Below are 25,318 nucleotides of genomic sequence, written 5' to 3' on the forward strand. Positions count from 1 at the left end.
GTGAGCCTTCCCTCGACGGCCGCGCCCCCGCTGCCGTGGCCCCGGGCGCTGCCGGCGCTGCGCCGTGCCGCGCCGGTCCTGCCCGTCGTGGCGATCGTCGCCCTGCTGGGGCTGCCGGTCGCACCGGACAGCACGGCCACCCCCGCCGACGCGGTGTCGGGGCTGGTCGTGCTGTGGGCCGTCGTACACACCGCGCGGCAGGCGCGGCGCCCGCTGACCCGGACGGCCGCGGTCGTCCTCGGGCTGCCGGTGGTGGGCCTCGCGGTCGCCGCGGGCGGGGCGGTGACACCCGCCGACGCCCTCACCGGACTGGCCCGCTATCTGCAGGTGTTCGTGCTCGTCCCGGTCGCCGTGGTGCTGCTGGTGCGGGACCGGCGCGACGCCCGGCTGCTGCTCTGGTCGCTGGTCGGCCTCGCCCTGTGGGAGGGCGCGGTCGGGGTGCACCAGTACCTCACCGGAACCGGGGCCTCGTACCAGGGGGCCGACATCCGGGCGGTGGGCACGTTCGGGCCCGCCGACGTGATGGGGATGGCCACCGCCGTGGCGTTCGGGCTGGTGGCCGCGGTCGGTCTCGCCCTCGGGGCGCGGCAGCGGCGGCAGCGGGTCGTGGCGGGCGCGTGCGCACTGGCGCTGCTCCTGCCGCTCGTCGCGTCCTTCAGCCGGGGTGCCTGGATCGCCACGGCCGTCGCCTGCGGGGCGCAGCTGCTGACGGCCGGCGCACGGCGTGCGGGGCGGACGGTCGCGGCGGCGGTCGCGGTCGGGGTGGTGCTGGTGGGCGGGTTCGGCGTGGGCGCCGCGGTGCTGCAGGAGCGGCTGACCAGCATCACACGGATCGCCGACGCACCGGACCAGTCGGTCGTCGACCGCTACAGCCTGTGGGTGGCGGCCACCGACATGTGGCGCGGGCACCCGGTGACAGGCGTCGGACTGAAGGCCTTTCCCGCGCACCGGGACGGGCATGCCTCGCTCGCGCTGTCCTCGGGCAGCGACACGGACGCCGCGGGCTGGGGCTTTCGGCGCCGGCCCCTGCTGACCCCGCACAACATGTATCTGCTCGTGCTCAGCGAGCAGGGCCTGCTGGGCGTGGTCACGGTGGTGGGCGGCTGGCTGGCCCTGCTCGTGTGCGCGGCCGGGCGGCTGCGCCGGGCGGGGCGCGGGCGGGACTGCGCCGTGGCGGCCTGCGGGCTGCTGCTGTGGCAGTACGTGGATTTCCTGTACGCCGACATCGGCGGACCCTCCACCGTCCTGACGGGCGTGTGCCTCGGGGCCGGCGCCTGGTGGGCACTGGCTCGCGAGGCGACCACGGGCGGGGCCGCCCAGGCGGGCCCGCGATGAGAACCCCGTCCGCCACGCCGAGGGGCACGGCCGACGACGCCTCGGGCGCGAGCGGTGCCCGCGCGGCCGAGGAGCACCAGGACCCGCGGGCCCCCGGAGCCGACACCCCCGAGACCTCCGAGACCTCCGAGACCTCCGACACCGCCTTCACGGACGCTTCCCCCGGCAGGTTCCTCGCGCGGGCGACGCTGGTCACGGCCGTGCTGTCGGTGGCCGGGGCGCTGCTCGGGCTCGGCCGTGACCAGGCGCTCGCGCACTTCTTCGGCGCCGGCGCCGCCACCGACGCGTTCCTGGTGGCCTGGACCCTGCCCGAGATGGCGTCGACCCTGCTGATCGAGGACGGGATGGCGTTCCTGCTGGTGCCCGCGTTCAGCGTGGCGCTGGCGCGGCGGGCGGCCGGGAGCGCGTCCCCCGATCCGGTGCGCGCGCTGGTCGCCGCCTCGCTGCCGCGGCTGTGCCTCGCCTTCGCCGCCGTGGCCGGCCTGCTCGTGGCCGGGGCGCCGCTGCTGGTCGGCGTCCTCGCACCCGGCCTGCCCCACCCCCGTCTCGCGGTCGCCTGCACCCGGCTGACCGCGACCTGCGTGCTGAGCTTCGGGCTGGCCGGATACTGCAGCGCGGCGCTGCGGGCCCATCGCAGCTATCTGGCCCCGGCGACGATCTACGTCACCTACAACGCCACGATCATCGCCGCCATGTTCGCCGTCGGCGCGCGCTGGGGCGTGCGGTCCGCCGCCCTCGGCGTGGCGCTCGGCGGGTGTCTCCTGGTCGCCGTGCAGGCGCCGTCCCTGTGGCGCCGGATCACCGAGCGCCCCGACCGGCCCGCCGCCGGGTACCGCCCGAACGGCGAGCAGCCGCTCACCCCCGCCCCCGCCCTCGTTCTCGCGGTCCTGCTCTTCGCCCTGTGCCGCCAGTCGCAGGTCCTCATCGAGCGCCATTTCGCCTCCCTGCTGCCCGTCGGCGCCATCTCGCACCTCAACTACGCCCAGAAGATCGGGCAGTTGCCGATGTCCCTGGCGCTGATGCTGTGCGTCGTCACCTTTCCGGTGCTGGCACGGGCCATGGCCGAGGGCGACACCCGCCGGGCCCGGGACCGTATCGAGCGGGATCTGGTGATGGTCACGGCGATCGTGCTGCTGGGCGCCGCCGAGATCTGGGCGTGTGCCCCGCAGATCGTCCAACTCCTCTTCCAGCGCGGTGCCTTCGGTGCGCAGGACACCGTGGCGACCGCCAACGTGATGCGGGTGTACACGCTCGGGCTGCTCGGGCACACGCTGGTGGGCGCGCTGGTGCGGTCGTACTTCTCGGCGGGCCGCACCACCTGGTACCCCACGGGCGTGATGGCCGTGGGCATGGTCGTCACCGCCGTCATCAGCGCCTGGACCGTGGGGATCTGGGGCGCGTGCGGCATCGCCGCCGCCAACTGCGCCGGCATCACCCTGACCGCGCTGCTCCTGCTGTGCGGGCTGGGCAGCCGCAGCGTCGCCGTGCGGGTCCGGCGCGTCGGGGTCGAACTGGCCAAACCGGTGGCCTCCGCGGTGGGCGCCGCCGTGGCCGGATTCGTCTGCGCGCGGTCCTTCGCCTCGCCGCCGGCCGCCGTCACGGCGGGCTGCCTGGGTGTCGTCGCGGTCTATCTGCCGCTGCTCTGGGCCCTCGACGTGGCCGGAGCCCGGTCGCTGGTCCCCACGGCCCTTCTCACCGTCCGACGCCTCCTGACGCGAAAGCAGAGCCATGGTCGTTGACGCTTCGGAAGCTCACCGTACGGCCGGGCAGGACCGCGCACCCGGCATCGGGGGACGGCCTCGCAGGGGGCCCGCCGCATGGGTGGCCATGTACCACTCCGTCTCGGACTCCTGGGACGACCCGTTCAACATCACCGTCTCCGCCGCCCGCCTCGCCCGGCAGCTCGCCTGGCTGCACGGCCGGGGCCTGCGCGGCGTCAGCATGCGCGAGCTGCTCGCCGCCCGCGCCCGGGGACAGGAGCGCGGGCTGGTCGGGCTCACCTTCGACGACGGGTACGCCGACTTCGCCACCACCGCGCTGCCCGTGCTGCGCCGCTGGCACTGCGGTGCCACCGTGTTCGTGGTGGCCGGGCGGCTCGGCGGCGAGAACGACTGGGAGGTGTCCGGCCCGCGCAAGCGGCTGCTCTCCGCGGACGACATCCGCCGGCTGCCGGCGCTGGGTGTCGAGGTCGCCTCGCACGGCCTCACCCACTCCGACCTCACCCGGCTCCCGGACGACGTGCTGCGCGCGGAGGTGCACGGCAGCCGCGCCCTCCTCGCCGAGCTGACCGGCCAGCACGTCCGCGGCTTCTGCTACCCGTACGGCAGGCTCGACGCACGGGTCGGAGCCGCCGTGCACGGCGCCGGCTACGGCTACGCCTGCGCCGTCACCCCCGGCCCCGACGGCGCCGGCGACCTGGCGCTGCCCCGTATCCACGTCGGGCAGGCCGACACCGGGGTGCGCCTGGAAGTGAAGCGGCGGCTTGCCCGCCCCTGGGGACGCGCCCTGGAGGCCTCATGAGAGTGCTGCACATCATCACCGGTCTCGGCGTGGGCGGCGCCGAGCAGCAACTGCGCCTGCTGCTGCGCCATCTGCCCGCGCGCTGCGACGTGCTCACGCTGACCCACCCCGGACAGGTCGCCGACGGGCTGACCGCCGACGGCGTCCGCGTCACCCACCTCGGCATGGGCGGCAACCGGGACGTCGGCGCCGTGTTCCGGCTGGCCCGGCACATCCGCGCCGGCCGCTACGACGTGGTGCACACGCACCTGTACCGGGCCTGCGTGTACGGCCGGATCGCCGCCCGCCTCGCAGGCGTACGCGCCGTGCTGGCCACCGAACACTCCCTGGGAGCCCGGCAGTTGGAGGGCCGGACCCTCACCGCCGGAATCCGGGCCCTGTATCTGGCCACCGAGCGCCTCGGCCGGGCCACGGTCGCCGTCTCCCCGACGGTCGCCGGACTGCTGCGCGGCTGGGGCGTGCCCGACCGGCGCATCCACGTCGTCCCGAACGGCATCGACGCCCACCGCTTCCGCTTCGACGAGATCCGCCGCAAGGAGGCCCGCGCGTTCTACGGACTGCGGGAGGACAACTATGTGATGGGCTGCGTCGGCCGTCTCGTCCCCACCAAGCGCTTCGAGGTGGCCGTGCGCGCGCTGGCGCTGCTGCCCCCGGACGTACGGCTGCTGCTGATCGGCGCCGGGCCCGATGAGGAGCGGCTGCGCCGGCTCGCGGAAGAGCTGGGGATCGCGGACCGGATGCTCATGACCGGCGAGCTGGCCTGCCCGCCGGATCCGCTGCTGCCGGATCCGCGCCAGGACGCACCCGACCTCCCCTCGGTGCTGTCCGCGCTGGACGCCCTCGCCGCGCCCGCCCTGGAGGAGACGTTCGGCCTGGCCGCGCTGGAGGCACTCGCGGCCGGCCTCCCCGTGCTGTACACGTCCGCCCCCGCCGTGACGGACCTGCCGCGGCAGGCGGCCCCGCGCGCCCGGCGGGTCACCGGCGGGGCCGAGGCGTACGCACGCGAACTGCTGCTGCTGCACGCGGCAGGACCCGGCGATCGAGCCGCCCCGGACGCCGTCCGGCACTACAGCATCGAGCACACCGCCCGGCACCTGATGGACGTGTACACGGCCGTCCTGTCCGGTCACGACCTGGAAGCGAGTCCCTGATGACCGACACGCCCGCACAGCCCGCGCGCCCGTACCGCCGGATCCTCGAACAGGCCTCCCGGCTGCTGCTGCGCCGGCTGATCCCGGCCGGCACCCTGCTCGGCGCCGTGGCCGGAGGCGCGTACGGCGTTCTCGAGCCGGCGCAGTACTCGGCCACGAGCTATGTCATCGCCGTACCGGCGGAGAAGTCGAGGTCCGATCCGGCGACGGCGCTCGGGTTCGCGCAGGCCTACGGCCGCGTCGCGACACAGCTCGCCGTGCTGGGGGAGGCCCAGAAGGGGGTGAGGGTGCCGGCGGCGAAGCTGCGCAGCAGCGTGCGGGCCGAGACCTCGCCCGACGCCCCGATGATCGCGATCACGGCGGTCTCCGAACGCCCCCGCCGGGCCGCCGACATCGCCAACGCCGTGTCCGGGGCGCTCACCAAGCAGGCCAACCGGACCAAGAAGGCCACCGGTATCGCCCTCGCACGGCTGTCCGGCGCCCTCGCGCCCACCGAGCCGTCCTCCGCCTCCCCGGCGCTGACCTCGCTGGTGGGCGCGTGCGCCGGCGGCCTGCTGGGCGGTCTCGCGCTGCTGGCCCGGCCGCGGCGGTCGGCGCCCGAGGGCGACCCGGGGCGCGCGCAACTGCCCGCCCCGGCAGCCGCCGTCGACGCCCAGAAGGCTCTGTGACGGCGGTGTCCGGGCGAGCGCTGTCGGTGCAGGTGTGCACCGACGACCGCGTGTTCGGGCAGCTCGCCGAGGAGTGGGGGCGCCTGCACCGGGCCTGCCGGTCGGCGACACCGTTCCAGAGCCACGCCTGGCTGCATTCGTGGTGGGTGTCGTACGGCACACCGGGCGGGCTGCGGCTCGTCCTGGTGCGCCGGCGCGGTGAACTGGTGGGCGCCGCCCCGCTGATGCGCGTGCACCGACCGTGGCCGGCGCTGGTGCCGATCGGCGGTGCCATCACCGACTTCAGCGATGTGCTCCTCGACGAGACGGCGGCCGCCGAAGGCATCCCGGCGCTGACGGACGCCCTGGCCGACCTGGCCCGCAGCGCGCTGATCGACTTCCGTGAGGTGCGGCCCGGCGGCGCGGCCGAGCGGATCTACCTCGGCTGGCGCGGTCCGCGTCACCGGGTGCCCGACTCCTCCTGCCTGGAGCTGCCCGCGCTGCCCATGGACCAGCTGATCGGACGGCTCCCGTCGGCGCGCGCCCAGCGCGTCCGCAACAAGGTGAACAAGCTGACCCGGCTCGGCGTCGCATGGCGGATCGTGCACGACGACGACACCGAGGGCGCGCTGCGCCGGCTCCTGGACCTGCACCGGCTGCAGTGGGAGGGCCGGAAGGTGACACCGGAGCACCTGCGGCCGCGGTTTCTGGAGCATCTGATCCGCTCGGCGGGCCCGATGGTCCGCTCCGACGAGGCGGTGCTCAGGGAGTTCCTGCTCGACGGCGAGGTGGTCGGGGTCGATCTGACGCTGATGTCGCGCAGCTGGGCGGGCCTGTATCTGTACGGCGTCCACCCGCGGCTGCGTGAACGCAGGACGGACGTGGCGACGATGCTGCTGCGCGCCTCGGCCGAATATCTCGGCGACGGCGAACGCCAGGTCCTGAGCCTGCTGCGCGGCGACGAGCCGTACAAGTACCGCTGGGCCCCGCAGACGGTCGTCAACCAGCGTCTGCTGCTGGCGCGCCGGCGCACCGCACCGCTGCTGGCGGCCGCCGTCGGCGACACCGTCGCACGGTGCTGGGGCCGCAGGGGGCTGCGGCGGCTCGCCGCCGGATCCACCGACAACACATGCACCGAAAACGCAAGGAAGGGAACGGCATGACAGTCTCTCGGGTCGAGTACGCCGGCCGGCAGGCGGGCGTCGATACCGCGGACGACACTCCGGATCTGCACTGTCCCGCGTGTCTGGAACGGGGAAAGCCGCTGCGCATGGTCGTCGAGGGCCGGTATCGGCTGGTCCGCTGCCGTGAGTGCCGTACGGAGTACTTCCGCGCCGACCCGGCGCTCGCCGGCTGCGACGGGCAGGCGCCGGTCAGCGAGTACTGGGAGCAGTACAAGTTCGGCCTGTACGCGAGCGACGAGGTCCGGCGCGGCTATGAGCAGCGGTACGAGGCGACGCTCGACGAGGCGGAACGCCTGACCGGACGCATCGGCACGGTGCTCGATGTCGGGTGCGGGATCGGGAACTTCGTCAGCTTCGCCCAGACCCGCTGCGACCGTGCGTACGGCGTCGACGTGGACGCCGGCGCCGTGAACATGGCGCGGTCCCGCGGACTGAGGGTGGCGCTGAGCGACGACCTGGACGCGTTGCTGCCGGACGCCTCGATGGACGCGCTCACGCTGTGGGACGTCATCGAGCATCTCTACGACCCCTTTCCCGTGCTGAACGGGGCCCTGCGGAAACTCCGTCCGGGCGGCACGGTGATTTTCGAGACGCCGGACGCGTCGTTCCCGGTGCGTCCCGTCGTTCTGGCCGTGAATGCCATGAGCCGGGGCCGGGTCGATCTGACCGGGCACATGTATTACTGGGAGCACAAGATCTATTTCACCGAGGCCGGGATGCGCGCCATTCTGAACCGGCTGGAATGCGAGGTGATCTCGGTGGAGCGCCCGACATCGCCGCGGGCGAAGATGCAGGAGATCTTCACGCGTTATGCGGACGCCTCGTGGCAGAGTCGCGCACTGGCCCACGCCTGGCCCCGGCTCGAAGGTGCGGCCCGCCGTGTCGGGCGAGGAAACAAACTCATTGTCATCGCGCAGTACACCGGCCGCGGTTGAGACGAGACGGTGATGTGCCGTCCGTCATCGCAGGGGTCGGCCGCGCGCGTCGCACGGACAGCCGGACGGCCGGGCCGGCGCCGGATCCGGCGCCGGGTTCGGCTCGTGCCCGGGTGAGGCGGGGACCGGCGGCTTCGGCCCCTCGGGCGGCGGGCGCCGGCCGGCCAGCGCCGCGCGGTAGAGGGCGGACGCCCGGGGGTTGGTGGAGCACAGCCACACACCGTGCGGGCAGTAGTCGGTGATCGTCTGGTACAGCGGCCTGTGCTCGTCGAACCACGCGAGCATGCGCAGCACGTACGACACGTTGTCGCCGTTGCGGAACAGGCCCCATTCGGGATACGAGATGGGTTTGCCGTGCGCGGTCGCGAAGTCGACCTGGTCCTTCAGGCCGTAGGGCTCGGACACCTGCTGGTCGAACGTGATCCCCGCCGGCTGGTCGTAGGAGTCCATGCCGATGACGTCGACGACGTCGTCGCCGGGATAGCACTGCGGCCACGGCACCGCGTCGGCGCCCCGGTTCGGCGCGAAGTCGAACGTGAAGTGCGCCCCGCGCACCGAGCGCATGACGGTGACGATGCGCCGCCAGTACGTCTTCCAGTCGGCCGGGTCGGGGCCGCAGCGGTGGGTGTAGGTGATGCCGTTCATCTCCCAGCCGAGCACGACGATCGTGTCCGGCACTCCCAGGGCGACGAGATGCTCGGCGAGCGTGCGGAAGTGCCGGTCGAACTCGCCGGCCGCGGCGCGTCCCAGCAGCTGCTTCACCTCCGCGTCCGGGAGGTGGTCCTCGTTGCGTTCCATCATCGGGACGTTGAGCACGAGGAGCCGGTCGTCCTTGCCCCGCCGCCACTGGGCCCAGCTGTCCAGGAAGCCCGGCGCGGCCTCGATGTTGCTCCACACGTCCCCCGCCAGATAGGTGTGGCCCACGCGCACCTCGGAGTGGTCGAGCCAAGCGCTGAGTCCCTGCATGCGCAGCACCCCGAGGGGCCCGTAGTTGAGGTAGGCGCCGAACGCGGGCGGGGGCGCCGCCGGCCCCGGGGAGGGGCCTTTCGCCCCGTTCGCGGGGCACGCCGAGGCGAGGGACCGCACCGCCGGGGGGCAGTGGCGCTCGGCCAGGTCCGCCGTGGAGCCGGCCTTGAGGGCCGGGTTGGGAAGGACGGTCGCTGCCGCGAACACACCTGCGGCGAGGAACGTCACTCGCCTCAGGGATCGCAGACGCTCGGGCGTCATTCCCACTCCTTCGGTGCGGCGGTGTCCTGATGACCGGGCACAGCCATATATACGCTCATTGCACCAATTGAGTCGGACGGCTCGGCGTCGATGGGCCACACGGACGACCGGACGATGCGGCCTTCCGGCGGGTGCCGGACGCGAGGCGCCCGGCACCCGGGGAACGAGTGCCTGTCGGGGCGCTAGCGCTGGGACGTCGCCTTGCCGCGCCGGTACAGGACGGTTCCGGCGACCAGCAGCGCTCCGCTGGCGGCCATGGCCGCGATGGTGCCCTCCGCGCCGGTGTGGGGCATCTGGGGCCTGTGGTGGTGGTGATGGTGCGGGGGCCTGTGGTGGTGGGGCTTGTGGTGGTGGACGGGGTGGACGTGGTGGTGCGGCGGCTTGGGCGCCCGGGTCGGCTTGGGCGGCTCGTCCTCGCCGTAGTTGCTGCCGTAGGAGGAGTGATCCGAGTCGTCGTCGCCGTAGTTGCTGCCGTAGGAGGAGTGGCCCGAGTCGTCGTCGCCGTAGTTGCTGCCGTACGAGGACTTCTTGCTCGAGTCGTCGTCCCTGCAATCACTGCCGTAGGAGGACTTGTGATCCGAGTCGTCGTCGCCGTAGCTGCTGCCGTACGAGGACTTCTTGCTCGAGTCGTCGTCGCCGTAGTTGCTTCCGCCGTCGTTGCCGGAGGAGGACGTGCGACTGGGGGTGGCTTGGGTGGTGTAATTCGGGGCCGAGAATTTCTCTGTCATCTCGCGCGCCATCTGCATGGCACTGTCCGCGCGTTCCATAGCCTTCTCGGCGCTCGACGCACCCGGGAAATCCCATTGCGTCACATCGTCCGCCAGAGCAGCGTATGAGTCGGCCCCTGTCGTGTACGGATCGGAGTCCGCGAACGCCCAGCCGCCACACAGAGACAGGGCGCCTGTCGCGGCTGCGGCCACGACCAATCCCTTGGTCAGGGTCTGTCGCACTCTTTGTCTTCCTCTCAGGGGGATCGAAAAGCCGGCTCTGCAGCCAGATGAAGGGGGCACGTTCAAACGTGCCACCACCAGCGGACTGTGAACGAAATATGGAGGCCCGAGGAAACAGGGTCGCGTGAATCGCCTGAGAATTCACCCGTTCGCCCGCCCGCCCCACCCGGATTCACCGGACGGACCCACCGGACGGACCCGCCGACCGGGCTCATCCGCCGTAGAGCGCTTCGATCTGCTCCGCGTACGCGGTCGTCACCGCCTGCCGCTTGACCTTCAGGGACGGGGTGAGCAGCCCGTTCTCCTCACTGAACTCGCCCTCGACCAGAGCGAAGGCACGGATCGACTCGGCGCGTGAGACCGCCTCGTTGGCGTGGTCCACGGCCCGCTGCACATCGGCGCGCATCCGCGGGTCTTTCACGACGTCCGCCATCGGAGTGTCCGGGGGCATTCCGCGGACCGACAGCCAATGGGCCACCGCCTCGGGATCGAGCGTGACGAGAGCCGCGACGAAGGGCCGCCGGTCGCCGACGACGAGGCACTGGCCGACCGGCGTGCGGCTGCGCAGCCGGTCCTCCAGGACGGCCGGCTGGACGTTCTTGCCGCCGGAGGTGATGAGGATGTCCTTCTTGCGGCCGGTGATGGTGAGATAGCCGTCCTCGTCGAGCGAGCCGAGGTCGCCGGTGGCGAACCAGCCGTCGGCGAGCACCGCGTCCGTGGCCGCCGCGTCGTTCCAGTACGCCCCGAACACGACCCCGCCCTTGACCAGGACCTCCCCGTCGTCGGCGATGCGGACCCAGGTGCCGGGGACGGGCAGGCCGACCGTGCCGGGGCGCGGCTCCAGCGGCGGGACGATCGTGGCGGCGGCGGTGGTCTCGGTCAGTCCGTAGCCCTCGTAGACGACGATGCCGGCCGCGTGGAAGAACAGGTTGAGGTCGCGGTCGAGCGGGGAGCCGCCGCTGATGGCGTAGCGCGTCCGGCCGCCCAGCTCCTGGCGGATGCGGCGGTAGACCAGCAGGTCGTACAGCGCCCAGGCGGCGTACAGACCGATCCCCGGACCCTTGCCCGTGCCGAGGAACCTGCTCAGGTACGCCTCCCCGAAGCGCACCCCGACACGCTCCGCGCGGTCGAAGGACGCACCCCGGCCGATCTTCTCGGCGGTGGCCCGCCCGGTGTCGTGGATCTTCTCGAAGAGATACGGCACCCCGACCAGGAAGGTGGGCCGGAACTCCTTGAGCAGCGGGCGCAGTTCGTCCGGCTTGACGCTCGGGCAGTGCCCCAGCTCGATCCGGGCCAGCAGGCACGCGATCTGCAGGGTGCGGCCCAATATGTGTGCGAGCGGCAGGAAGAGGAGGGTGGACGCGGTCTGACCGGTGACCTCCTTGAAGACCGGGTGGAGCAGCTCCACCGTGTTGGCGGCCTCGGCGCGCAGGTTGGCATGGGTGAGCGCACAGCCCTTGGGGCGTCCGGTGGTGCCGGAGGTGTAGCAGATCGTGGCCACCGTCTCGGGCGTCAGCGCCGCACGGCGCTTCGCGACCTCCTCGTCGCGCACGTCCCGGCCGAGGGCGACGAGTTCGGCAGGCCCCTCGGCGTCGAGCCGCCACACGCGCGGGGGTTCGGCGTGGCCGGCCGTGCCGGCGCCGACCGTCTCGGCGTTCGCGGCGGTCTCGACGACGACGAGACGGGCGCCGCAGTCGCGGACGATCCACTCCACCTGCTCGGCGGAGGAGGTCGCGTAGACGGGGACGGTCCGGCCGCCGGCGGCCCAGATCGCGAAGTCCAGGACCGTCCACTCGTAGCGGGTGCGGGACATCACGGCGACGCGGCCGCCGGGTTCGAGTCCGGCGGCGATCAGCCCCTTGGCGACGGCGGTCACCTCGCGGGCGAAGTCCGCCGCGGTCACCGGGCGCCAGACCCCGTTCTCCCGGCGGCGCAGGACCACGGCGCCCGGAGCCTCGGCCGCGTTGACGAACGGGATGTCGGCGATGCTGCCGCCGGCGCTCCTGGCCACCAGGGCAGCGGTGCGCACCTCGCGCACCGTGCCGGTCTCGTCCCGGACCAGCTCCAGGGGCGTACGCGCCGTCAGATCGGCGCGCCGCCGAGCCTGTCTCAGATCCCTGCGTACGCCCATGACGGCTCCCGGTCGCGGCGGTTCGGCCGACGGCTTGCGGATCGTGCTCATACAGGACTTACCGCGAAGTCAACTTACTCGCGCGTAGAAACTGGTCAATGGGTCCGGCGAGAGGAATCGCAACAGGCGTTGCCCCGAATGGGCGGGTGGTCCGCCGAATTCCCGAGATGGCTGTGACGCATCGTCTGACCAGGAGAGACTCAGCGATTCTGACGGATCGTCGGACGGTCGACGTGCTTGATCGGTTGCAGACGGTGACGGGTGATTTCACGGTGGGCACAAGATCCGACGCATCATCGAAAGGAACATCCCATGGGTGGTCTGCCCGTCCGGCGCATCGCGTGCACCACGCTCTGCGCCGCCCTCCTGGCCGGCGTCACCGGCCCGGCCGCCGTCGCGGCCGACTCCACCCGCGAGCGCGTCCACGCGGCCTCCCACGCGCCCGTCCCCGGCGCGGACGCGCTCCTCGTGCAGATCCAGCTCCTCGCCAACCTCGGGATCGTGCTCACCCCGGTCACCAACCTGCTGAACGCGGTGCTCAAGGCCGACAACGGCCAGCTCCCCACCGACCAGGCCACCTCGCTCGTCCAGGCTGCCAAGGACGCCATCGCCAAGGTGACGGCGGCGGCGCCGGCCGCGGGCCCGCTGTCCCCGCACACCAAGCCGGCCCCGGGCTGGCACTCCTCGCCCACCACGTCCGACGGCAAGTCCCTGGCGGCGGACGCCGCGGCGCGGGCCGACCTCGCGAGCGACGCGCTCGCCAACCTCACCAAGGCGCTGGACACCCTCCTGAAGGCCGTCACCTCCGGCAACGCGAGCCAGGTCGTCCCAGCGGTCACCGGAGTGCTGACCGGCCTCGTCAACTACCTCGCCGCCGTCCTGCTCTCCGGTGGCCTGCCCGCTCCCAACCTGCCCGGACTGCCGGCGCTGCCCTCGCTGCCGGGACTGCCGACCGTCTGACGCGGCACTGATGGGGGGCCGCACACGGTGGCGGCCGTGTTCGAGGGACGTCGCGGGGCGGCGTCCCTCGAACGTGTCCCTCGACAAGTTCACCGGGTACGTGTCGTGGCTGATCATGACCCGTTGGTGGGACTTCTGGACCGGCTGAGCCCACCCGGCACCCGCGCACCGGCCCCGGCCGCGACGCTCTCGTCACCGGTACGGCGGTCACCGGTCCGGCCGCACCCGCGGTGACCGGGAGCGCCGTCCGGCGGTTACCGCCTAGGACAACCGAACCGGACGAGGAGTGAACGATGGTTCCAGGTGTCGGCGCAGTGCCGGAGGGCGGGCAGCACGCCACGCCCGCCGCGGACCAGGGCAGAACACGGCGGGACGTGACGCGGGGACTGCTCTCCTCGGCCGTCGCCGTGGCGCTCGCCCCGGCGGCCGCGGCCTGCGGGCGCAAGGCGCACGCCCCGGACGACGGCCGGCGGGCCACCGCCTTCGAGGAGACCTACCGGGGCCGCCGCATCCGCGGCACCGAGGTGCGCGCCGCCCGCCGCACGGCCGTCGGCGGCGCCCAGTGGGAGGTCACCATCGACGGCCGACCGCTGCATCTGATGCGCCGGGCCGACGGCAGCTGGCTGAGCATGGTCGACCACTACCGCTCGTATCCGACCCCGCTCGCCGCGGCCCGCGCCGCCGTCGACGAACTGGGCCCGGACGAGCAACTGCACGACCTGGCACCGGGACCGATGGGCGAAGGGCCGATGCACACGGAGGGCGGGCATGGCGTACACGCGTAAGAACGTCAACAGGCTGACCGCAGGCGAGCGGCGTCGGCTCGTCGAGGCCCTCCTGGAGGTCAAACGGCGCGGTGAGTACGACGAGTTCGTGCGCCTGCACATCGAGTACAACACCCCCGACGGCGAACGCGGTCTGCGCACCGCCCACATGACCCCCTCCTTCCTGCCCTGGCACCGCAAGCTCCTGCTGGATCTGGAGGAGGCGCTGCGCCGGGTGGACGACTCGGTGACGATGCCGTACTGGGACTGGACGCGTGAGCGCACGACCACCTCCGTGCCCTGGACCGACGATCTGCTCGGCGGCAACGGACGGCGCTCGGACCGGCAGGTGATGTCCGGTCCGTTCGCCTACCGGTCGGGCTACTGGAAGCTCACCGAGAACGTGACGGACCGGCACTACCTCACCCGTGACCTCGGCCGCGCCGCCAACCCGATCCAGCTGCCGACCGGCCAGGACCTGGAGTCGGCCCTGGTCGACCCGGTCTACGACACGGCGCCCTGGGACTCGACGGTCACCCGGGGGTTCCGCAACAAGCTGGAGGGGTGGGGGCCGGGCCGGGGCAGCGTCTCCTGGCGCAACCACAACCGGGTGCACCGCTGGATCGGCGGGGTGATGCTCGGCGGCGCCGCCGTCAACGACCCCGTCTTCTGGCTGCACCACTCCTTCGTCGACCTGCAGTGGACCCGCTGGCAGCAGCGGCACCGCGAGCACCGCTACCTGCCCGCCGTGCCGCCCGGCACGCGCGACGCCCAGCACGGCCGGGTCGTGGCCCGCAACGAGCGGCTGCCACCGTGGGACGTGACCCCGGACGAACTGGAGGACATGAGCGGGGTCTACCAGTACGTGTGAACCCCGAAGCAGCGCCAGGAACCCCGGTGCCCAGGTTGCCGGGGCTCTTCTCGTGTGTGCGACGGCCACCCCGACCAGGCTCCGCCCGCTCCCGGTTCACCGACAGTGTTCGCTTCGCCGTTCGAGGCGTCACACGTCCCGTTGAAAAGCCGGCGACACGGCAACCTCCGCCCGCTGCACGGCTCTCCGTTGATCAAGTCTGAGTCTTCTGCGAAGGAGACGCCCCTGTGCGAATTTCTGACATTCAGCGCTGTGAAGTGCGGCCCGGACGCCTCGTCGAGTGGACGTTGAGCCCGGCGACCGTCGCGACCGCGGCAGCGCTGCCGCCGGATCCGCGGCCGCCGGCGTACATCCAGGAGTCGCACATCAGAACCGCCCGTTCGGTGCGCGAGGACGGACTGTTCGTGCCGACCTGGATCGGCACGACCTTCGACCTGCCGGGCCGAGCCGACCTCGACGCACTGGAACGGGCCCTGCGCGGCTGGACGCTGCGGCACGAGACGCTGCGCAGCGGCTTTCGATGGGCCGGCGACGACATGCACCGGTTCACGCTCGACGAGGACGATGTGTCCCTGCACCGCGAGGTGGTCGGCGACTTCGCCGACGCGGACACCCTGATCCGTTACCTGCAGGACCGGTTCGACGTCGCCGCGGACGCGCTCGGCTGGCCGAACTTCATCTACACGGCGGTCGTACGCGACGACTCCACCAGCGTGTTCCTGGCGTTCGACCACACCAACGTCGATGCCTACTCCCTGCAGCGCATCCCGGACGAGATCCACGAGCTGTACCTCACGGGCGTCACGGGCCGGCCCCTGACCGCGGCGCGCGTGGGCAGTTACGTCGACTTCTGCGAGCTGGAGCGGGCGAACGCGGACGGCATCGACGACACGCACGCGATCGTCGCCCGCTGGCGGGAGTTCATCGCCCGCGGCGACGGCACCCTGCCGGACTTCCCCGTCGACCTCGGTCTGCGCCCCGGTGGCCCGCTGCCCGCCCAGAAGCTGATGCGCGAGCCGCTCGTCGACGCCGACGCCGCCGCCGGGTTCGAGGCGTACTGCCGGCCCTACGGCGGCAGCATGGTGGGCATCCTCGCCGCGACCAGTCTGATCGTGCACCAGCTCGGCGGGCAGCCGGTCTACCGCACGGTCGTGCCGTTCCACACCCGGGTGAAGTCCGCGTGGTCGGACTCCGTGGGCTGGTACGTCGGCGGCGCACCGATCGAGGTGCCCGCGGCACCGGACTTCGACGGCGCACTCGCCGCGGTCCGCGCCGAGTTGCAGGCCAACCGCTCGCTGGCCCGCATTCCGCTGGCCCGCGTACTGCGGCTGCTCGGCGCGGACTTCCGGCCGACCTCGCCCGATCTGTACTCGATCGTCTCGTACGTGGACGCCCGCGACGTCCCCGGCTCGCGGCGCTGGTCGGAGCAGAACGCGTACGGGCTGCTCCGGGTGTCGTACGGCGACCAGGTGTGCGTCTGGGTGACCCGGCTGCACGAGGGCCTGTGGCTCGCCTGCCGCTATCCGGACACCGACGTCGCGTACAAGAACATGCGGCGGTACGTCGAGGCCCTACGGGATCTCATCGTCTCCGTGCCCGCGCACGACCGCGTCCTGGCCACGGAACCGACCTTTTCTTAATACCGGCGGGATGCCGTCGAGATAGCGGCGGGCACCGGCGCGGACAACTGCCGCTTTCGGCATTTGTGTTGATGCACCGGATCACAATCCGCAACGTCGGGGCGGTAGTTGCTCTCCACTCGAAGATCCTTTGTCCTCATGTCCCCTTTTGGACACGGATATCCGGCAAAGTGGAATACCGCGTATCGCTACTGGTAGTGTTCGCTCAGTCACGGTAGGCAATCAGCCTCGATGTCCAATGCATAGGAAGAACCGAGGGTTCCATGCGCAAGCTTCAGCAAGTCGTGATCGCAGCAGTGGCGGCCGGCGGCCTGGCCGGCGTCGGTGCCGGCGCGGGCGCCGCCTACGCCCACGGTGGCAGCGAGGTGAAGGTGAACGACAGCTACCGCCCGTACCAGGAGTGCAGCCCGCAGACGGTGGCCGACGGCAGCCTCCCGGTCAGCGTGCTCGGTCTCTCGCAGACCCTGGACACCACCTGCGGCCAGTTCAACAACGCCTTCACCGGCAGCTGAGGTCGACGGCGTCCTCACGCGCGACGCCTTCCGTGGAACCCTTCGGGTCACCCTCCGAAGGGTTCCCTGCACGCTCGGCCGGTCGCCCGGCCCTCCAGGACCAAGTCGGGGCCGGGTACGGCCGGTTCGTGGCACGCGGTGCCCGGGCGCCCCTCACAAAGGAAGCGCATCACATGCTCAGTAGAAAGAAGATCGCGGCCGTCTCGGGGCTGCTCGGCGGCCTCGCCGTGACATGCGCCGGCATCACCCCGGCGTTCGCCGCGGCCGACCCGGGTGCCTGCAAGCGTGACATCCAGGGCAACGTCACCTGCATCCAGCGGATCGAAGGCGAGATCCCCGAGGACGGCGTCATCCCCCACCAGGACAACTGCATGCCGATGCAGCCGCTGACGCTGCCCGCCGCCCTGGGGAACGGCACCATCAAGTACGGGCCCGAGGTGACCTGTTCCACGCCGCCGCGCGACAAGGGCGACACGAAAATGGAATTCCCCGGCCTGCTGGACTGAGCCGCCGGGTGTGGAATCTCCCGTTGATCGACTTGTTGAACATCGCGCCGTAAGCCGACACGACGTATGACCAAAGATCCCGATTTGCTACCTATTGTGTGTATATGCTCACTCCAGGTAGTCAACCAGGGCTGCGTGCCCGGGCAAGAAAGGGTCAATCATGCGTAAGTTTCAGCGTGCGGCTGTCGTAGCGGCGGCGCTTGCTGGTCTGTCCACCCTCGGCGTCGGTGTCAGCTTCGCCGGCGGTAACGACGACGACACCCCGCAGCAGATCACCGCGGTGGCCAACTCGTCGGCCAACGCCTTGGCCACGTACGGCAGCACCTTCGGGCACCCGTACGGCGGCCCGCAGCAGGGTCACGAGGACGCCGCACCCCAGGAGGGTTACGGCAACGGCGGCGGCTACTCGGCTCCCGGTAACGACCAGCAGTAAGACCTGAGACCACAGAGGTCCACGATGCGCAGGTGTGAACGCGTGCAGCGGTCGTAGCGCATCGGCATTCATTTGGAACGCGATATGCACATCGTACGAACGGTACGTCCCTGTCCCGGACCAACTCGGATTGTTCTCCGGTGTGCTGAGTAATACCTCATGGCGAAGGCAGCCCGGACGCGCGTCAGACCCCCTCAGGGTGCGTGTCCGGGCTGCGGCAATGCCGCCGCCGGACGCATCCGAAAATGCGCCCAGGCGCTGGTCCCCACTTTCGACCTTCTCCAAGGCCCGGGTGTACGCCGGAAATCGGCGAACACCCGGGCCTGAAGTGCAAAGGAGCGCAGCACATGTTCACTCGGCAGAAGATCGCGACCGTCACGGGGCTCGTCGGAAGTCTCGCCGTGATCTGCGTCGGTGCCGCACATGCGCACACCGACGGCCCGAAGCGCGACTGCAAGATCACCACCCAGGGCGACACCATCTGCACGCGTAAGAGCGAGACCCGTATCGACAAGCACGGCAAGCACATCGTGCATCAGGCGCAGGACTGCTCGGTCGCCGACCGGCCGCGCCTGGTGCTGCCGGACGGCGAACTGCTGGGCGGCGGCTCCAAGAACGTCGGGCCGGTGGTGAACTGCTCCAACGAACTGAAGCTGCCCAAGGGCTTCAAGAAGCCTCATTTCGCAGGGCCCCACATCGAGTTCTGACGCGCGACCGGAAAATGCCGGACCGGGATCGTCCCGGTCCGGCATCTTCGCTTTCCGGGGCAGGGGCTGCCGGTTTCCGGGAGCGGGACCTGCCGCGGACATGGAATTCCCCGGTGTCCCGGCCTGAGGCCGGGACACCGGGGAAGGGGGTCCTGCTTACCTACTACTTGCCGACGCTGTTGTTGCAGCCCATGCTCGAGCCGAGCGACGACTCCTGCGCACCGGAGTTGCCCTCGCCGTTGAGCGCGTTGCCCAGCGCGCCGTTGAGGATGCCGACCTCGCCGAGGACGTCGGCGTTGAGGTCGTGGGACCTGCAGGTGGTGCTCTGCAGGACGCTGAAGCGGCCGCCGCCGTGGCCGCCGCCGTCCTGGCCGCCGGCGTGTGCCGTGCCGCCCAGGAGTCCGATGCTGCCGATTGCGGCGACCAGAACGGCAGCCGTGCGGAGCTTGTGCATGTCATCTCCGGTGGAAGAGAAGTGGATGCGATCCGTGAGAGATCGACTTCGTGCGGTTATGGAGGCTAATACGGAATATCCGAAGACAACAGCGACGCGCCGAATTCCATAATTCTTGTCACTCTGAATGCTCAATAGTGCGCAAAAACAATCCCGGCACCGAGTCCGAGGCTCGATGCCGGGATTATTTTCTGTTTGGCCGCCTGTGTGGCTTTATGCCTTAGAAGGCGCTGTTGCTGCAGCCCATCGTCGAGCCGAGGTGGGTGGCCTGGGCGCCCGGGTCGCCCTCGCCGTTGAGCGCGTTGCCCAGCAGGCCGTTGAGGATGCCGACCTCGCCGAGGACGTCCAGGTTCAGGTCGTGCGACTTGCAGTTGGAGCTCTGCAGGACGCTGAAGCGCCCGCCGCCGTCGCCGCCCTTGCCGCCTTCCTGGCCGCCCGCGTGCGCCGTGCCGCCCACGAGTCCGATGCTGCCGATTGCGGCGACCAGAACGGCGGCCTTGCGAAGCTTGTGCATGTCATCTCCGGTGGAGTGAAGGGGTTGCGATCTGTGGTGGATCGCGTTCTTACAGTTACGGGAGATTAATAGGAAATAACCCAAAACGGACAGCGACGCGCCGAGTTCATGATCTGTTGGTGAAAGCACTCGAAAGCCGTATTCGTACGAAAACGGGCCCTTCGAGGGTGTTCCTCGAAGGGCCCGCTCCGGGCTTCGGAGTCCGATTGTCGGATGGTCTCAGTGCACGGCGTTGGCGAGGGCGTTCGACTGCGTGTTGCCCTGGGAGCACTCGATGCCATGGGTGTCGGCGGCGGCGAGCAGGGCGACCGGGACGTTCGCGCCCAGCAGGGACTGCGGGCTGCACTCCTGGGACGGGCGGAAGAGGTTGGCCTGGGTCGCGGAGCTCTGCCCCGGGGCCGCTTGGGGGGAGATCTGCGGGTTGATCTGGGGGCTCAGGTCGGGGTTGATCTGCGGGGTGACCTCGGCGCCCCGCTGCGGCCCCTGCGGCGCCTGCTGGCCGTAGCCCTGCGCGGTGGCCTGAGCGGAGGACGCCGCGGCGGCCTCGGCGTCCTGCTGCGAAACGGGGGGTGGATAGGCGCCGTTGTAGGTCGGAGCGGCGGCGGAGCTGGGGCCGGCGCCGACGGCGGACAGACCGCCGGCTGCTGCGACGATGAGCGCGACTTGCTGAAGCTTGCGCATGGAACCCTCGGCCCTTCATTGACCTGTGCACGGAACGTTTCAAAATGCTGGTGAGCCAGTGCAGTTGTTGTTGTGGTGGCTGCCCTGTGCGGTTGCGACGGACCATCGCTCTGGCCCAGTGGGGAACGAGGGAAAGGGGGCGGCGGACACGGTGTTCCGGGCTCTGATCACCCATTTGCCCCAGGTCCTGTGCGCCGCGGCGCCACGTTCCGAACGCCTCTGCAATCATGCACCGGGGCATCCGGCCGTCAATGGCAAATGGGTGATGGGGTTTCAAGTCCCGTGACCGGCACGGGGGAAAAGTCGTTGCCAGCTGGGAGAGGGCAGCGATCATGGATCACGGAGGGGCAAGGAATTCGCTGTCGGCTCCCGCGTGAGTCCGTGCGCAGCCCGGTAGTTACCCCGGTAAAGGCGCAGTACGAACATCGGACTGGACGCACATGAGACTGCACTGAAATACAACGGATTTCCTGTCCAGGTTTCGAAGGGCCGAGGGTTCCATGCGCAAGCTTCACAAGGCCGCTGTCGTCGCGGCAGCGGCCGGCGGTCTGACCGCCATCGGCGCCGGCGTCAGCCATGCCGACGCTCCCGTCGGATACGGTGCCGCTCCAATGTCGGCTCCCGAGTACCCCGCACCGCAGTACGCGGCTCCCCAGTACGCGCCGTACGCGCCACCGCAGTACCCGGCTCCTCAGTACGCGCCACCGCAGTACGCACCGCCTCAGTACGCGGCTCCCCAGTACGCGCCGCCCCCGCCGAGCGGTCCGACCGCGGCCGCGACGAGCCACTCGCGGGGCTACGCCCAGGTCGCCGCCCCGCAGCCGTACCCCCAGCCGATGATGCAGGCCCCTCCGCCGCCGCCCGCGCCGCCGCAGGCGCCGACCGGATACGCCACCGCCTCGGCCTCGTCGGGGGGCTCCGCGCAGGCCTCGAACTCGCCGTACGGTCCGCAGCAGACGGCCGCCCCGCAGTACGCGCAGCCGGCCCCTGCTCCCCAGCAGGCGCAGGTCGTGCCGCAGGTCAGCCCGCAGTCCGCGCCGGAGGTCATGCCGCGCGTCGCTCCGCAGGTCGCCATGCCGCAGACCTTCGGCGCCGCGGACGGTCCGCCGAAGGTCGCCCCGCAGGTGAACCCGTCGGTGAACCCCCAGGTGAACCCGCTCGTCAACCCGCTGCTCGCACCGGACACGCCGCAGGCGCCCGGGCTCGGCCTCGGCCAGGTCGCGGCACCGCCCGTCGGCTCGCTCGGGCTGCCCCGCCTCGGCTGATCGCCTCCGGCGACGTCCGCCGCCCCTACTCGATCTGCTGCAGATCGCATCCGCTCGACCAACGGAGAAGTAATGCGCACGTTTCACAAGGCCGTCCTCGTGGGCGCCATGCTCGGAAGTGTCGGCTCCCTCGGCGTCAACACCGCCTTCGCGCACGGCGAGCCCGGCCACGACCTCGAGGTCACGCAGGCCACCGAGTGCCGCTCGCACGACATGAACATCAATGTGCTCGGCAGCGTCGGCGCCGTCAACGGCCTGGCCGGCAACCTGCTGAACGGCGAAGGGTCCCCGGGCGCGCAGCCCACCAACCTCGGCTCGACGATGGGCTGCAACAGCAAGGCCCTCTGACCGACGGCGCCGCACCCCGAAGTCGCGCGGCTACGGCGGCGGACGGACGGTGGCTCGCAGCGCCGCGGCGACCCGGTGGCCACCGGACAGCGCCGGACCCTCCCCGTGGACACAGGGGGAGGGTCCGGCGCTTTGCTCGTGCGCGGCGCCACCGTCCGCCGGCGGCCGTACCGCCTGCGGGATCAGGGCGGCAGTCGTACCGGAGACCCCGCCAGATGGGCCTGGATGTCCTCCACGGCCTGGCGGTAGCACGTCGTGTAGTTGGCCTGGGAGACGTAGCCGAGGTGGGGTGTGGCGAGGAGGCGGGGAGCGGTGCGCACCGGGTGGTCGGCGGACAGCGGCTCGATGTCGAAGACGTCCAGGCCGGCCCCCGCGATCCGGCCCTCGTGCAGCGCGGCCAGCAGGGCGTCCTGGTCGACGACGGCCGCGCGCGAGGTGTTGACGAGGTAGGCGGTCGGCTTCATCAGGGCGAGTTCGGCGGCGCCGACGAGCCCCCGGGTGCTCTCGCCGGATGCCGCATGGACGGAGACGAAGTCGCTGTCGGCCAGCAACTCCTCCTTGGCGGAGATGAGTTCGACCCCCGCCCGTGCGGCGCGCTCCTCGGTGAGGTTCGGGGTCCAGGCGCCGACCCGCATGCCGAAGGCGAGCCCGACCCGGGCCACCCGGCTGCCGATCCGGCCGAGTCCGAGCAGGCCCAGCCGCCGGCCGTGCAGGTCGGCGCCGACGGTGGACTGCCAGGGGCCGTTCGTCCGCAGTGCGGTGCTCTCCTCGACGATCCCGCGGGCCAGACCGAGCAGCAGGGCCCAGGTCAGCTCGACCGGTGGGGTCCCCGAGCTGTCCGTGCCGCACACGGCGACGCCATGGGCCTCGGCGGCGGCGCGGTCGATGACGGTGTTGCGCAGACCGGAGGCGATCAGCAGTTTCAGCCGGGGCAGGCGCGCGAAGAGAGAGCCGGGGAAGGGGACGCGTTCGCGCAGCGTGACGACGATGTCGCAGTCGGCGAACTGGGTGGCCACAAGAACGCCCTCCCGAAGGAGGGCGGACAGTGGGCGCCCCCGGCAGGACTCGAACCTGCGGCCAAGCGCTTAGAAGGCGCCTGCTCTATCCACTGAGCTACGGGGGCCTGGTGTGGCGGCGTGCGCGCCGGACGCCCTGATCGGGCTGATCCGTGACGCGGCCCGGGGACAAGGATAGGGCTCCCGGTTCCTTGACCCCGTTGCTTCGCCTCCGTGGCTCGATGTGGAGGTTCGGTGAAGCGGTCCTGATAATCGCAGGCAGGTGCGATTCGTGCATCGCTTTTGGCGTCTGACGCCCCGGGTGTTGTGCACTCGTTATGCCTGGACTGTGCCCGCGCCCCAATGGTTCCTTCCGTCTGTTCTGTCCTCTCGGCACGCAGACATGTCTATATGCTTCAGAATTCCCCCAAAGTTGGGCATTCTTCGCATGTGGTGACCTTGGACGTACGGCCTCAGCTGCTCGACACACTCTCCGCTCTGCGCGACCGTGTCGCCGCCACACGCTTTCCGCTGCCCCTGCCCGGGGCCGCACGCGCGCGTGCCAACCGCGACGAACTTCTCGCACAACTCGACGACTATCTGGTGCCCCGCCTGCGCGAGCCGGACGCGCCGTTGCTCGCCGTCGTCGGCGGATCCACCGGCGCGGGGAAATCCACGCTGGTCAACTCCCTCGTCGGGAGACGGGTGAGCGAGGCGGGCGTACTGCGGCCCACGACCCGCACCCCCGTCCTCGTCTGTCATCCGGACGACCATCACTGGTTCAGCACCATGCGCGTGCTCCCCGAGCTGACGCGCGTGTGGGCGGCCGAGCAGGACCCCGTCGACGATCTCCTGCTGCCCGCCCGCGAGGAGCCCGCGCGCGTGCTGCGCATCGAGACCGCCGAAACCCTGCCGCGCGGGCTCGCCCTCCTCGACGCACCCGACATCGACTCCCTGATCGCCGACAACCGCGCCCTCGCCGCGGAGCTGATCTGCGCCGCCGACATCTGGATCATGGTCACGACGGCGACCCGCTACGCCGACGCCGTCCCCTGGCATCTGCTGCGCACCGCCAAGGAGTACGACGCCACCCTCGTCACCGTGCTGGACCGGGTGCCCCACCAGGTCGTCTCGGAGGTCTCCCGGCAGTACGGCGCCCTGCTCACCAAGGCCGGGCTCGGTGACGTACCCCGCTTCACGGTGCCCGAGCTGCCCGAGTCCGCCTGGGGCGCCGGGCTGCTGCCCGCCACCGCGGTCGCCTCCCTGAAGAACTGGCTCGTCCACCACGCCCAGGACACCGCCGCCCGACAGCAGGTCATCGCCCGTACGGCGTACGGCCTGCTCGACTCGCTCCAGTCCCGCATGCCCGAACTGGCCAGCGGCGCCGCCGCCCAGTACGCCGCCGCGCTCCGGCTCACCTCTGCCGTGGACGCCGCCTACGACGGTGAGCACGCGCGCGTGCGCGGCCGTCTGCACTCCGGTGCGGTGCTCGCCGGGGACGCGCTCAAGCGCTGGCGGGCCTTCCCCTTGGACTGCACGCCCGGTGAACTCCTCGACGCGCTCGTGGAGAGCCTGGCCGCGCTGCTGCTGTGCTCCGTCACCGCCGCCGACGAGCGCATCGACGAGGCCTGGCGCCATGAGCCGGCGGCCGAGGCCCCGGGCCTCGCCGACCGCGGCCTTTCCCTGGAGAGCGCCGAGCACCGCATCGGCCTCGCGGTACGGCGCTGGCGGCGCGAGATGGAGGAGTACGCCGAGGACGAGGTGCGGGTGCTGGAGCGTACGTCAGCGCCCGATCCCGAGATCGTCACCGCCGTCGTCGCCACCGCGCTGCTCGGCGGGCGCCGGGCGCGCAACGCGAGCGAGGGGCTCGCCGACAGGATGGGCGCCCAGGGCGCGCTGCGACTGCGCGAGAGGTCGGGGCGCCTGCTGACCGAATACGTGGACCGTGTCATGCACGCCGAACGCGAGCGGCGACTCGCCGCGCTGGAGGCCCTCGATGTCCATCCCGGGCCCCAGGCCGAACTCATCGCCGCCCTGTCCGTACTGCAGAAGGAGAGGTGACCGGTGACCTCCGCCACTGATCAGGACCACATGGAGAACACCGACCACATGCCGCCTACTGAGCACAGCGGTCACATGAACTCCGAGGCCGTGAACCTCGCAGAACGTGGCGACCTTCGAGGAGAGCCGCTGTCCCCGAGCCCGGGGGCTCCCGGCGACGCCGCCGTCGAACCGGCGACAGGCACCACGGGCGGTGCCGCCACCGCCACCACCGCCGTCGTCGTCCCGGAACACCGGGCCGAGGACCACGGTCCGCGCTCCGCACCGGGCGTCGCGGCGGTGGGCACGGACGCGGGCGGACGCAGCCCCCGGGCCGAGGACGGCGGTGCGGACGACGACGAGGCCCGGGGCGCCGGCCCGGCGCGCCGGCGGCTCGCACGCGGGAGAGGGGAGGACGGGGCCCAAGAACCGCAGCTGCGCGGGCTGACGCCGGACGCGGTCCGCGAGTGGGAAGCGGCCTGTGAGCGGGAAGCCGTCCGTGAGCGGGAAGTGTCCCGGGACCGGGAAGTGACCCGTGACCGGGAGGC

25 protein-coding genes and 1 tRNA gene are annotated in these 25,318 nt (G+C 71.5%); 18 read left to right on the forward strand and 8 right to left on the reverse strand.

The window, feature by feature from the left end:
• From AQI95_RS37480 to AQI95_RS37510, 7 genes are all read left to right on the forward strand, one after another.
• Window positions 1-1,335, forward strand: coding sequence for an O-antigen ligase family protein (locus AQI95_RS37480; protein ID WP_079071786.1), 1,335 nt, complete (start codon window positions 1-3; stop codon window positions 1,333-1,335).
• Window positions 1,332-3,074, forward strand: a complete 1,743-nt coding sequence (murJ, locus tag AQI95_RS37485) for a murein biosynthesis integral membrane protein MurJ (protein ID WP_067134805.1) — start codon at window positions 1,332-1,334, stop codon at window positions 3,072-3,074. The genes AQI95_RS37480 and murJ overlap by 4 nt, the downstream gene beginning before the upstream one ends.
• An 88-nt stretch (window positions 3,075-3,162) precedes the next feature.
• Window positions 3,163-3,855: a polysaccharide deacetylase family protein gene (locus AQI95_RS37490; protein ID WP_244188968.1), complete on the forward strand. Its 693-nt coding sequence runs from the start codon at window positions 3,163-3,165 to the stop codon at window positions 3,853-3,855.
• Window positions 3,852-5,006 (forward strand): glycosyltransferase, encoded by a 1,155-nt coding sequence (locus tag AQI95_RS37495; protein WP_067134809.1) that lies wholly within the window; start codon window positions 3,852-3,854, stop codon window positions 5,004-5,006. The genes AQI95_RS37490 and AQI95_RS37495 overlap by 4 nt, the downstream gene beginning before the upstream one ends.
• The gene (locus AQI95_RS37500) at window positions 5,006-5,674 is read left to right on the forward strand and encodes a YveK family protein (RefSeq protein WP_067134811.1); all 669 of its coding nucleotides are present in this window, start codon (window positions 5,006-5,008) and stop codon (window positions 5,672-5,674) included. Before AQI95_RS37495 ends, AQI95_RS37500 begins: the two co-directional genes overlap by 1 nt.
• Window positions 5,671-6,816, forward strand: coding sequence for a GNAT family N-acetyltransferase (locus AQI95_RS37505; RefSeq protein ID WP_067134813.1), 1,146 nt, complete (start codon window positions 5,671-5,673; stop codon window positions 6,814-6,816). The genes AQI95_RS37500 and AQI95_RS37505 overlap by 4 nt, the downstream gene beginning before the upstream one ends.
• On the forward strand, window positions 6,729-7,772 hold the full coding sequence (locus AQI95_RS37510; RefSeq protein WP_159056648.1) for a class I SAM-dependent methyltransferase: 1,044 nt from the start codon (window positions 6,729-6,731) through the stop codon (window positions 7,770-7,772). Before AQI95_RS37505 ends, AQI95_RS37510 begins: the two co-directional genes overlap by 88 nt.
• Window positions 7,773-7,796: 24 nt before the next feature.
• Here the strand turns inward: AQI95_RS37510 and AQI95_RS37515 are convergent, their stop codons facing one another.
• The 3 genes from AQI95_RS37515 to AQI95_RS37525 all read right to left on the reverse strand — a co-directional run bounded on the left by AQI95_RS37515 (window position 7,797) and on the right by AQI95_RS37525 (window position 12,080).
• Window positions 7,797-8,999, reverse strand: a complete 1,203-nt coding sequence (locus AQI95_RS37515) for a glycoside hydrolase family 26 protein (protein WP_067134819.1) — start codon at window positions 8,997-8,999, stop codon at window positions 7,797-7,799.
• A gap of 182 nt (window positions 9,000-9,181) precedes the next feature.
• A complete protein-coding gene (locus AQI95_RS37520) occupies window positions 9,182-9,727 on the reverse strand; it encodes an LPXTG cell wall anchor domain-containing protein (protein ID WP_159056649.1) in 546 nt (181 codons plus the stop codon).
• Window positions 9,728-10,160: 433 nt separating this feature from the next.
• Window positions 10,161-12,080: an AMP-dependent synthetase/ligase gene (locus tag AQI95_RS37525; RefSeq protein WP_067134985.1), complete on the reverse strand. Its 1,920-nt coding sequence runs from the start codon at window positions 12,078-12,080 to the stop codon at window positions 10,161-10,163.
• Window positions 12,081-12,392: 312 nt separating this feature from the next.
• Here AQI95_RS37525 and AQI95_RS37530 point away from each other — a divergent pair, with 312 nt between their 5' ends.
• The 8 genes from AQI95_RS37530 (at window position 12,393) to AQI95_RS37565 (ending at window position 18,473) form a co-directional block, all read left to right on the forward strand.
• Window positions 12,393-13,040, forward strand: a complete 648-nt coding sequence (locus AQI95_RS37530; RefSeq protein ID WP_067134822.1) for a hypothetical protein — start codon at window positions 12,393-12,395, stop codon at window positions 13,038-13,040.
• A 293-nt stretch (window positions 13,041-13,333) separates the two neighbouring features.
• Entirely contained in the window at window positions 13,334-13,825 is a 492-nt protein-coding gene (locus tag AQI95_RS37535; RefSeq protein ID WP_067134824.1) for a tyrosinase family oxidase copper chaperone, read from the forward strand.
• Window positions 13,809-14,675 (forward strand): tyrosinase family protein, encoded by an 867-nt coding sequence (locus AQI95_RS37540; RefSeq protein WP_067134826.1) that lies wholly within the window; start codon window positions 13,809-13,811, stop codon window positions 14,673-14,675. The genes AQI95_RS37535 and AQI95_RS37540 overlap by 17 nt, the downstream gene beginning before the upstream one ends.
• 227 nt (window positions 14,676-14,902) lie before the next feature.
• Window positions 14,903-16,315 (forward strand): condensation domain-containing protein, encoded by a 1,413-nt coding sequence (locus AQI95_RS37545; RefSeq protein ID WP_067134828.1) that lies wholly within the window; start codon window positions 14,903-14,905, stop codon window positions 16,313-16,315.
• 263 nt (window positions 16,316-16,578) lie between these two features.
• Complete coding sequence (locus tag AQI95_RS37550) at window positions 16,579-16,827, forward strand: hypothetical protein (RefSeq protein WP_067134830.1); 249 nt, start codon at window positions 16,579-16,581, stop codon at window positions 16,825-16,827.
• Between the two features lie 173 nt (window positions 16,828-17,000).
• Entirely contained in the window at window positions 17,001-17,333 is a 333-nt protein-coding gene (locus tag AQI95_RS37555) for a hypothetical protein (protein WP_067134832.1), read from the forward strand.
• A 160-nt stretch (window positions 17,334-17,493) separates the two neighbouring features.
• Complete coding sequence (locus AQI95_RS37560; RefSeq protein ID WP_067134835.1) at window positions 17,494-17,766, forward strand: hypothetical protein; 273 nt, start codon at window positions 17,494-17,496, stop codon at window positions 17,764-17,766.
• Window positions 17,767-18,113: 347 nt separating this feature from the next.
• A complete protein-coding gene (locus AQI95_RS37565; protein WP_067134837.1) occupies window positions 18,114-18,473 on the forward strand; it encodes a hypothetical protein in 360 nt (119 codons plus the stop codon).
• Window positions 18,474-18,636: 163 nt separating this feature from the next.
• Here the strand turns inward: AQI95_RS37565 and AQI95_RS37570 are convergent, their stop codons facing one another.
• From AQI95_RS37570 to AQI95_RS37580, 3 genes are all read right to left on the reverse strand, one after another.
• Window positions 18,637-18,927: a hypothetical protein gene (locus AQI95_RS37570; protein ID WP_067134838.1), complete on the reverse strand. Its 291-nt coding sequence runs from the start codon at window positions 18,925-18,927 to the stop codon at window positions 18,637-18,639.
• Between the two features lie 220 nt (window positions 18,928-19,147).
• Complete coding sequence (locus tag AQI95_RS37575) at window positions 19,148-19,441, reverse strand: hypothetical protein (RefSeq protein ID WP_067134840.1); 294 nt, start codon at window positions 19,439-19,441, stop codon at window positions 19,148-19,150.
• Between the two features lie 219 nt (window positions 19,442-19,660).
• Complete coding sequence (locus AQI95_RS37580; protein ID WP_067134841.1) at window positions 19,661-20,122, reverse strand: hypothetical protein; 462 nt, start codon at window positions 20,120-20,122, stop codon at window positions 19,661-19,663.
• Window positions 20,123-20,622: 500 nt separating this feature from the next.
• Between AQI95_RS37580 and AQI95_RS37585 the strand changes: the two genes are divergently transcribed.
• Together AQI95_RS37585 and AQI95_RS37590 are read left to right on the forward strand one after the other, a co-directional pair.
• Window positions 20,623-21,387, forward strand: coding sequence for a hypothetical protein (locus AQI95_RS37585; protein ID WP_067134843.1), 765 nt, complete (start codon window positions 20,623-20,625; stop codon window positions 21,385-21,387).
• Between the two features lie 72 nt (window positions 21,388-21,459).
• Window positions 21,460-21,735, forward strand: coding sequence for a hypothetical protein (locus tag AQI95_RS37590; RefSeq protein WP_067134847.1), 276 nt, complete (start codon window positions 21,460-21,462; stop codon window positions 21,733-21,735).
• Between the two features lie 182 nt (window positions 21,736-21,917).
• Here the strand turns inward: AQI95_RS37590 and AQI95_RS37595 are convergent, their stop codons facing one another.
• Window positions 21,918-22,751 carry a D-2-hydroxyacid dehydrogenase family protein gene (locus AQI95_RS37595; RefSeq protein WP_244188969.1) on the reverse strand — a complete coding sequence of 278 codons (834 nt, stop codon included), beginning with the start codon at window positions 22,749-22,751 and terminating at the stop codon, window positions 21,918-21,920.
• A 34-nt stretch (window positions 22,752-22,785) separates the two neighbouring features.
• Window positions 22,786-22,858, reverse strand: a tRNA-Arg gene (locus AQI95_RS37600).
• A gap of 322 nt (window positions 22,859-23,180) precedes the next feature.
• On the opposite strand from AQI95_RS37600, the gene AQI95_RS37605 reads away from it, so the two are divergent.
• Complete coding sequence (locus AQI95_RS37605; protein WP_067134849.1) at window positions 23,181-24,791, forward strand: dynamin family protein; 1,611 nt, start codon at window positions 23,181-23,183, stop codon at window positions 24,789-24,791.
• The last annotated feature ends 527 nt before the right edge of the window (window positions 24,792-25,318 follow it).

It is taken from the genome of Streptomyces yokosukanensis (assembly GCF_001514035.1).
GTDB lineage: Bacteria > Actinomycetota > Actinomycetes > Streptomycetales > Streptomycetaceae > Streptomyces > Streptomyces yokosukanensis.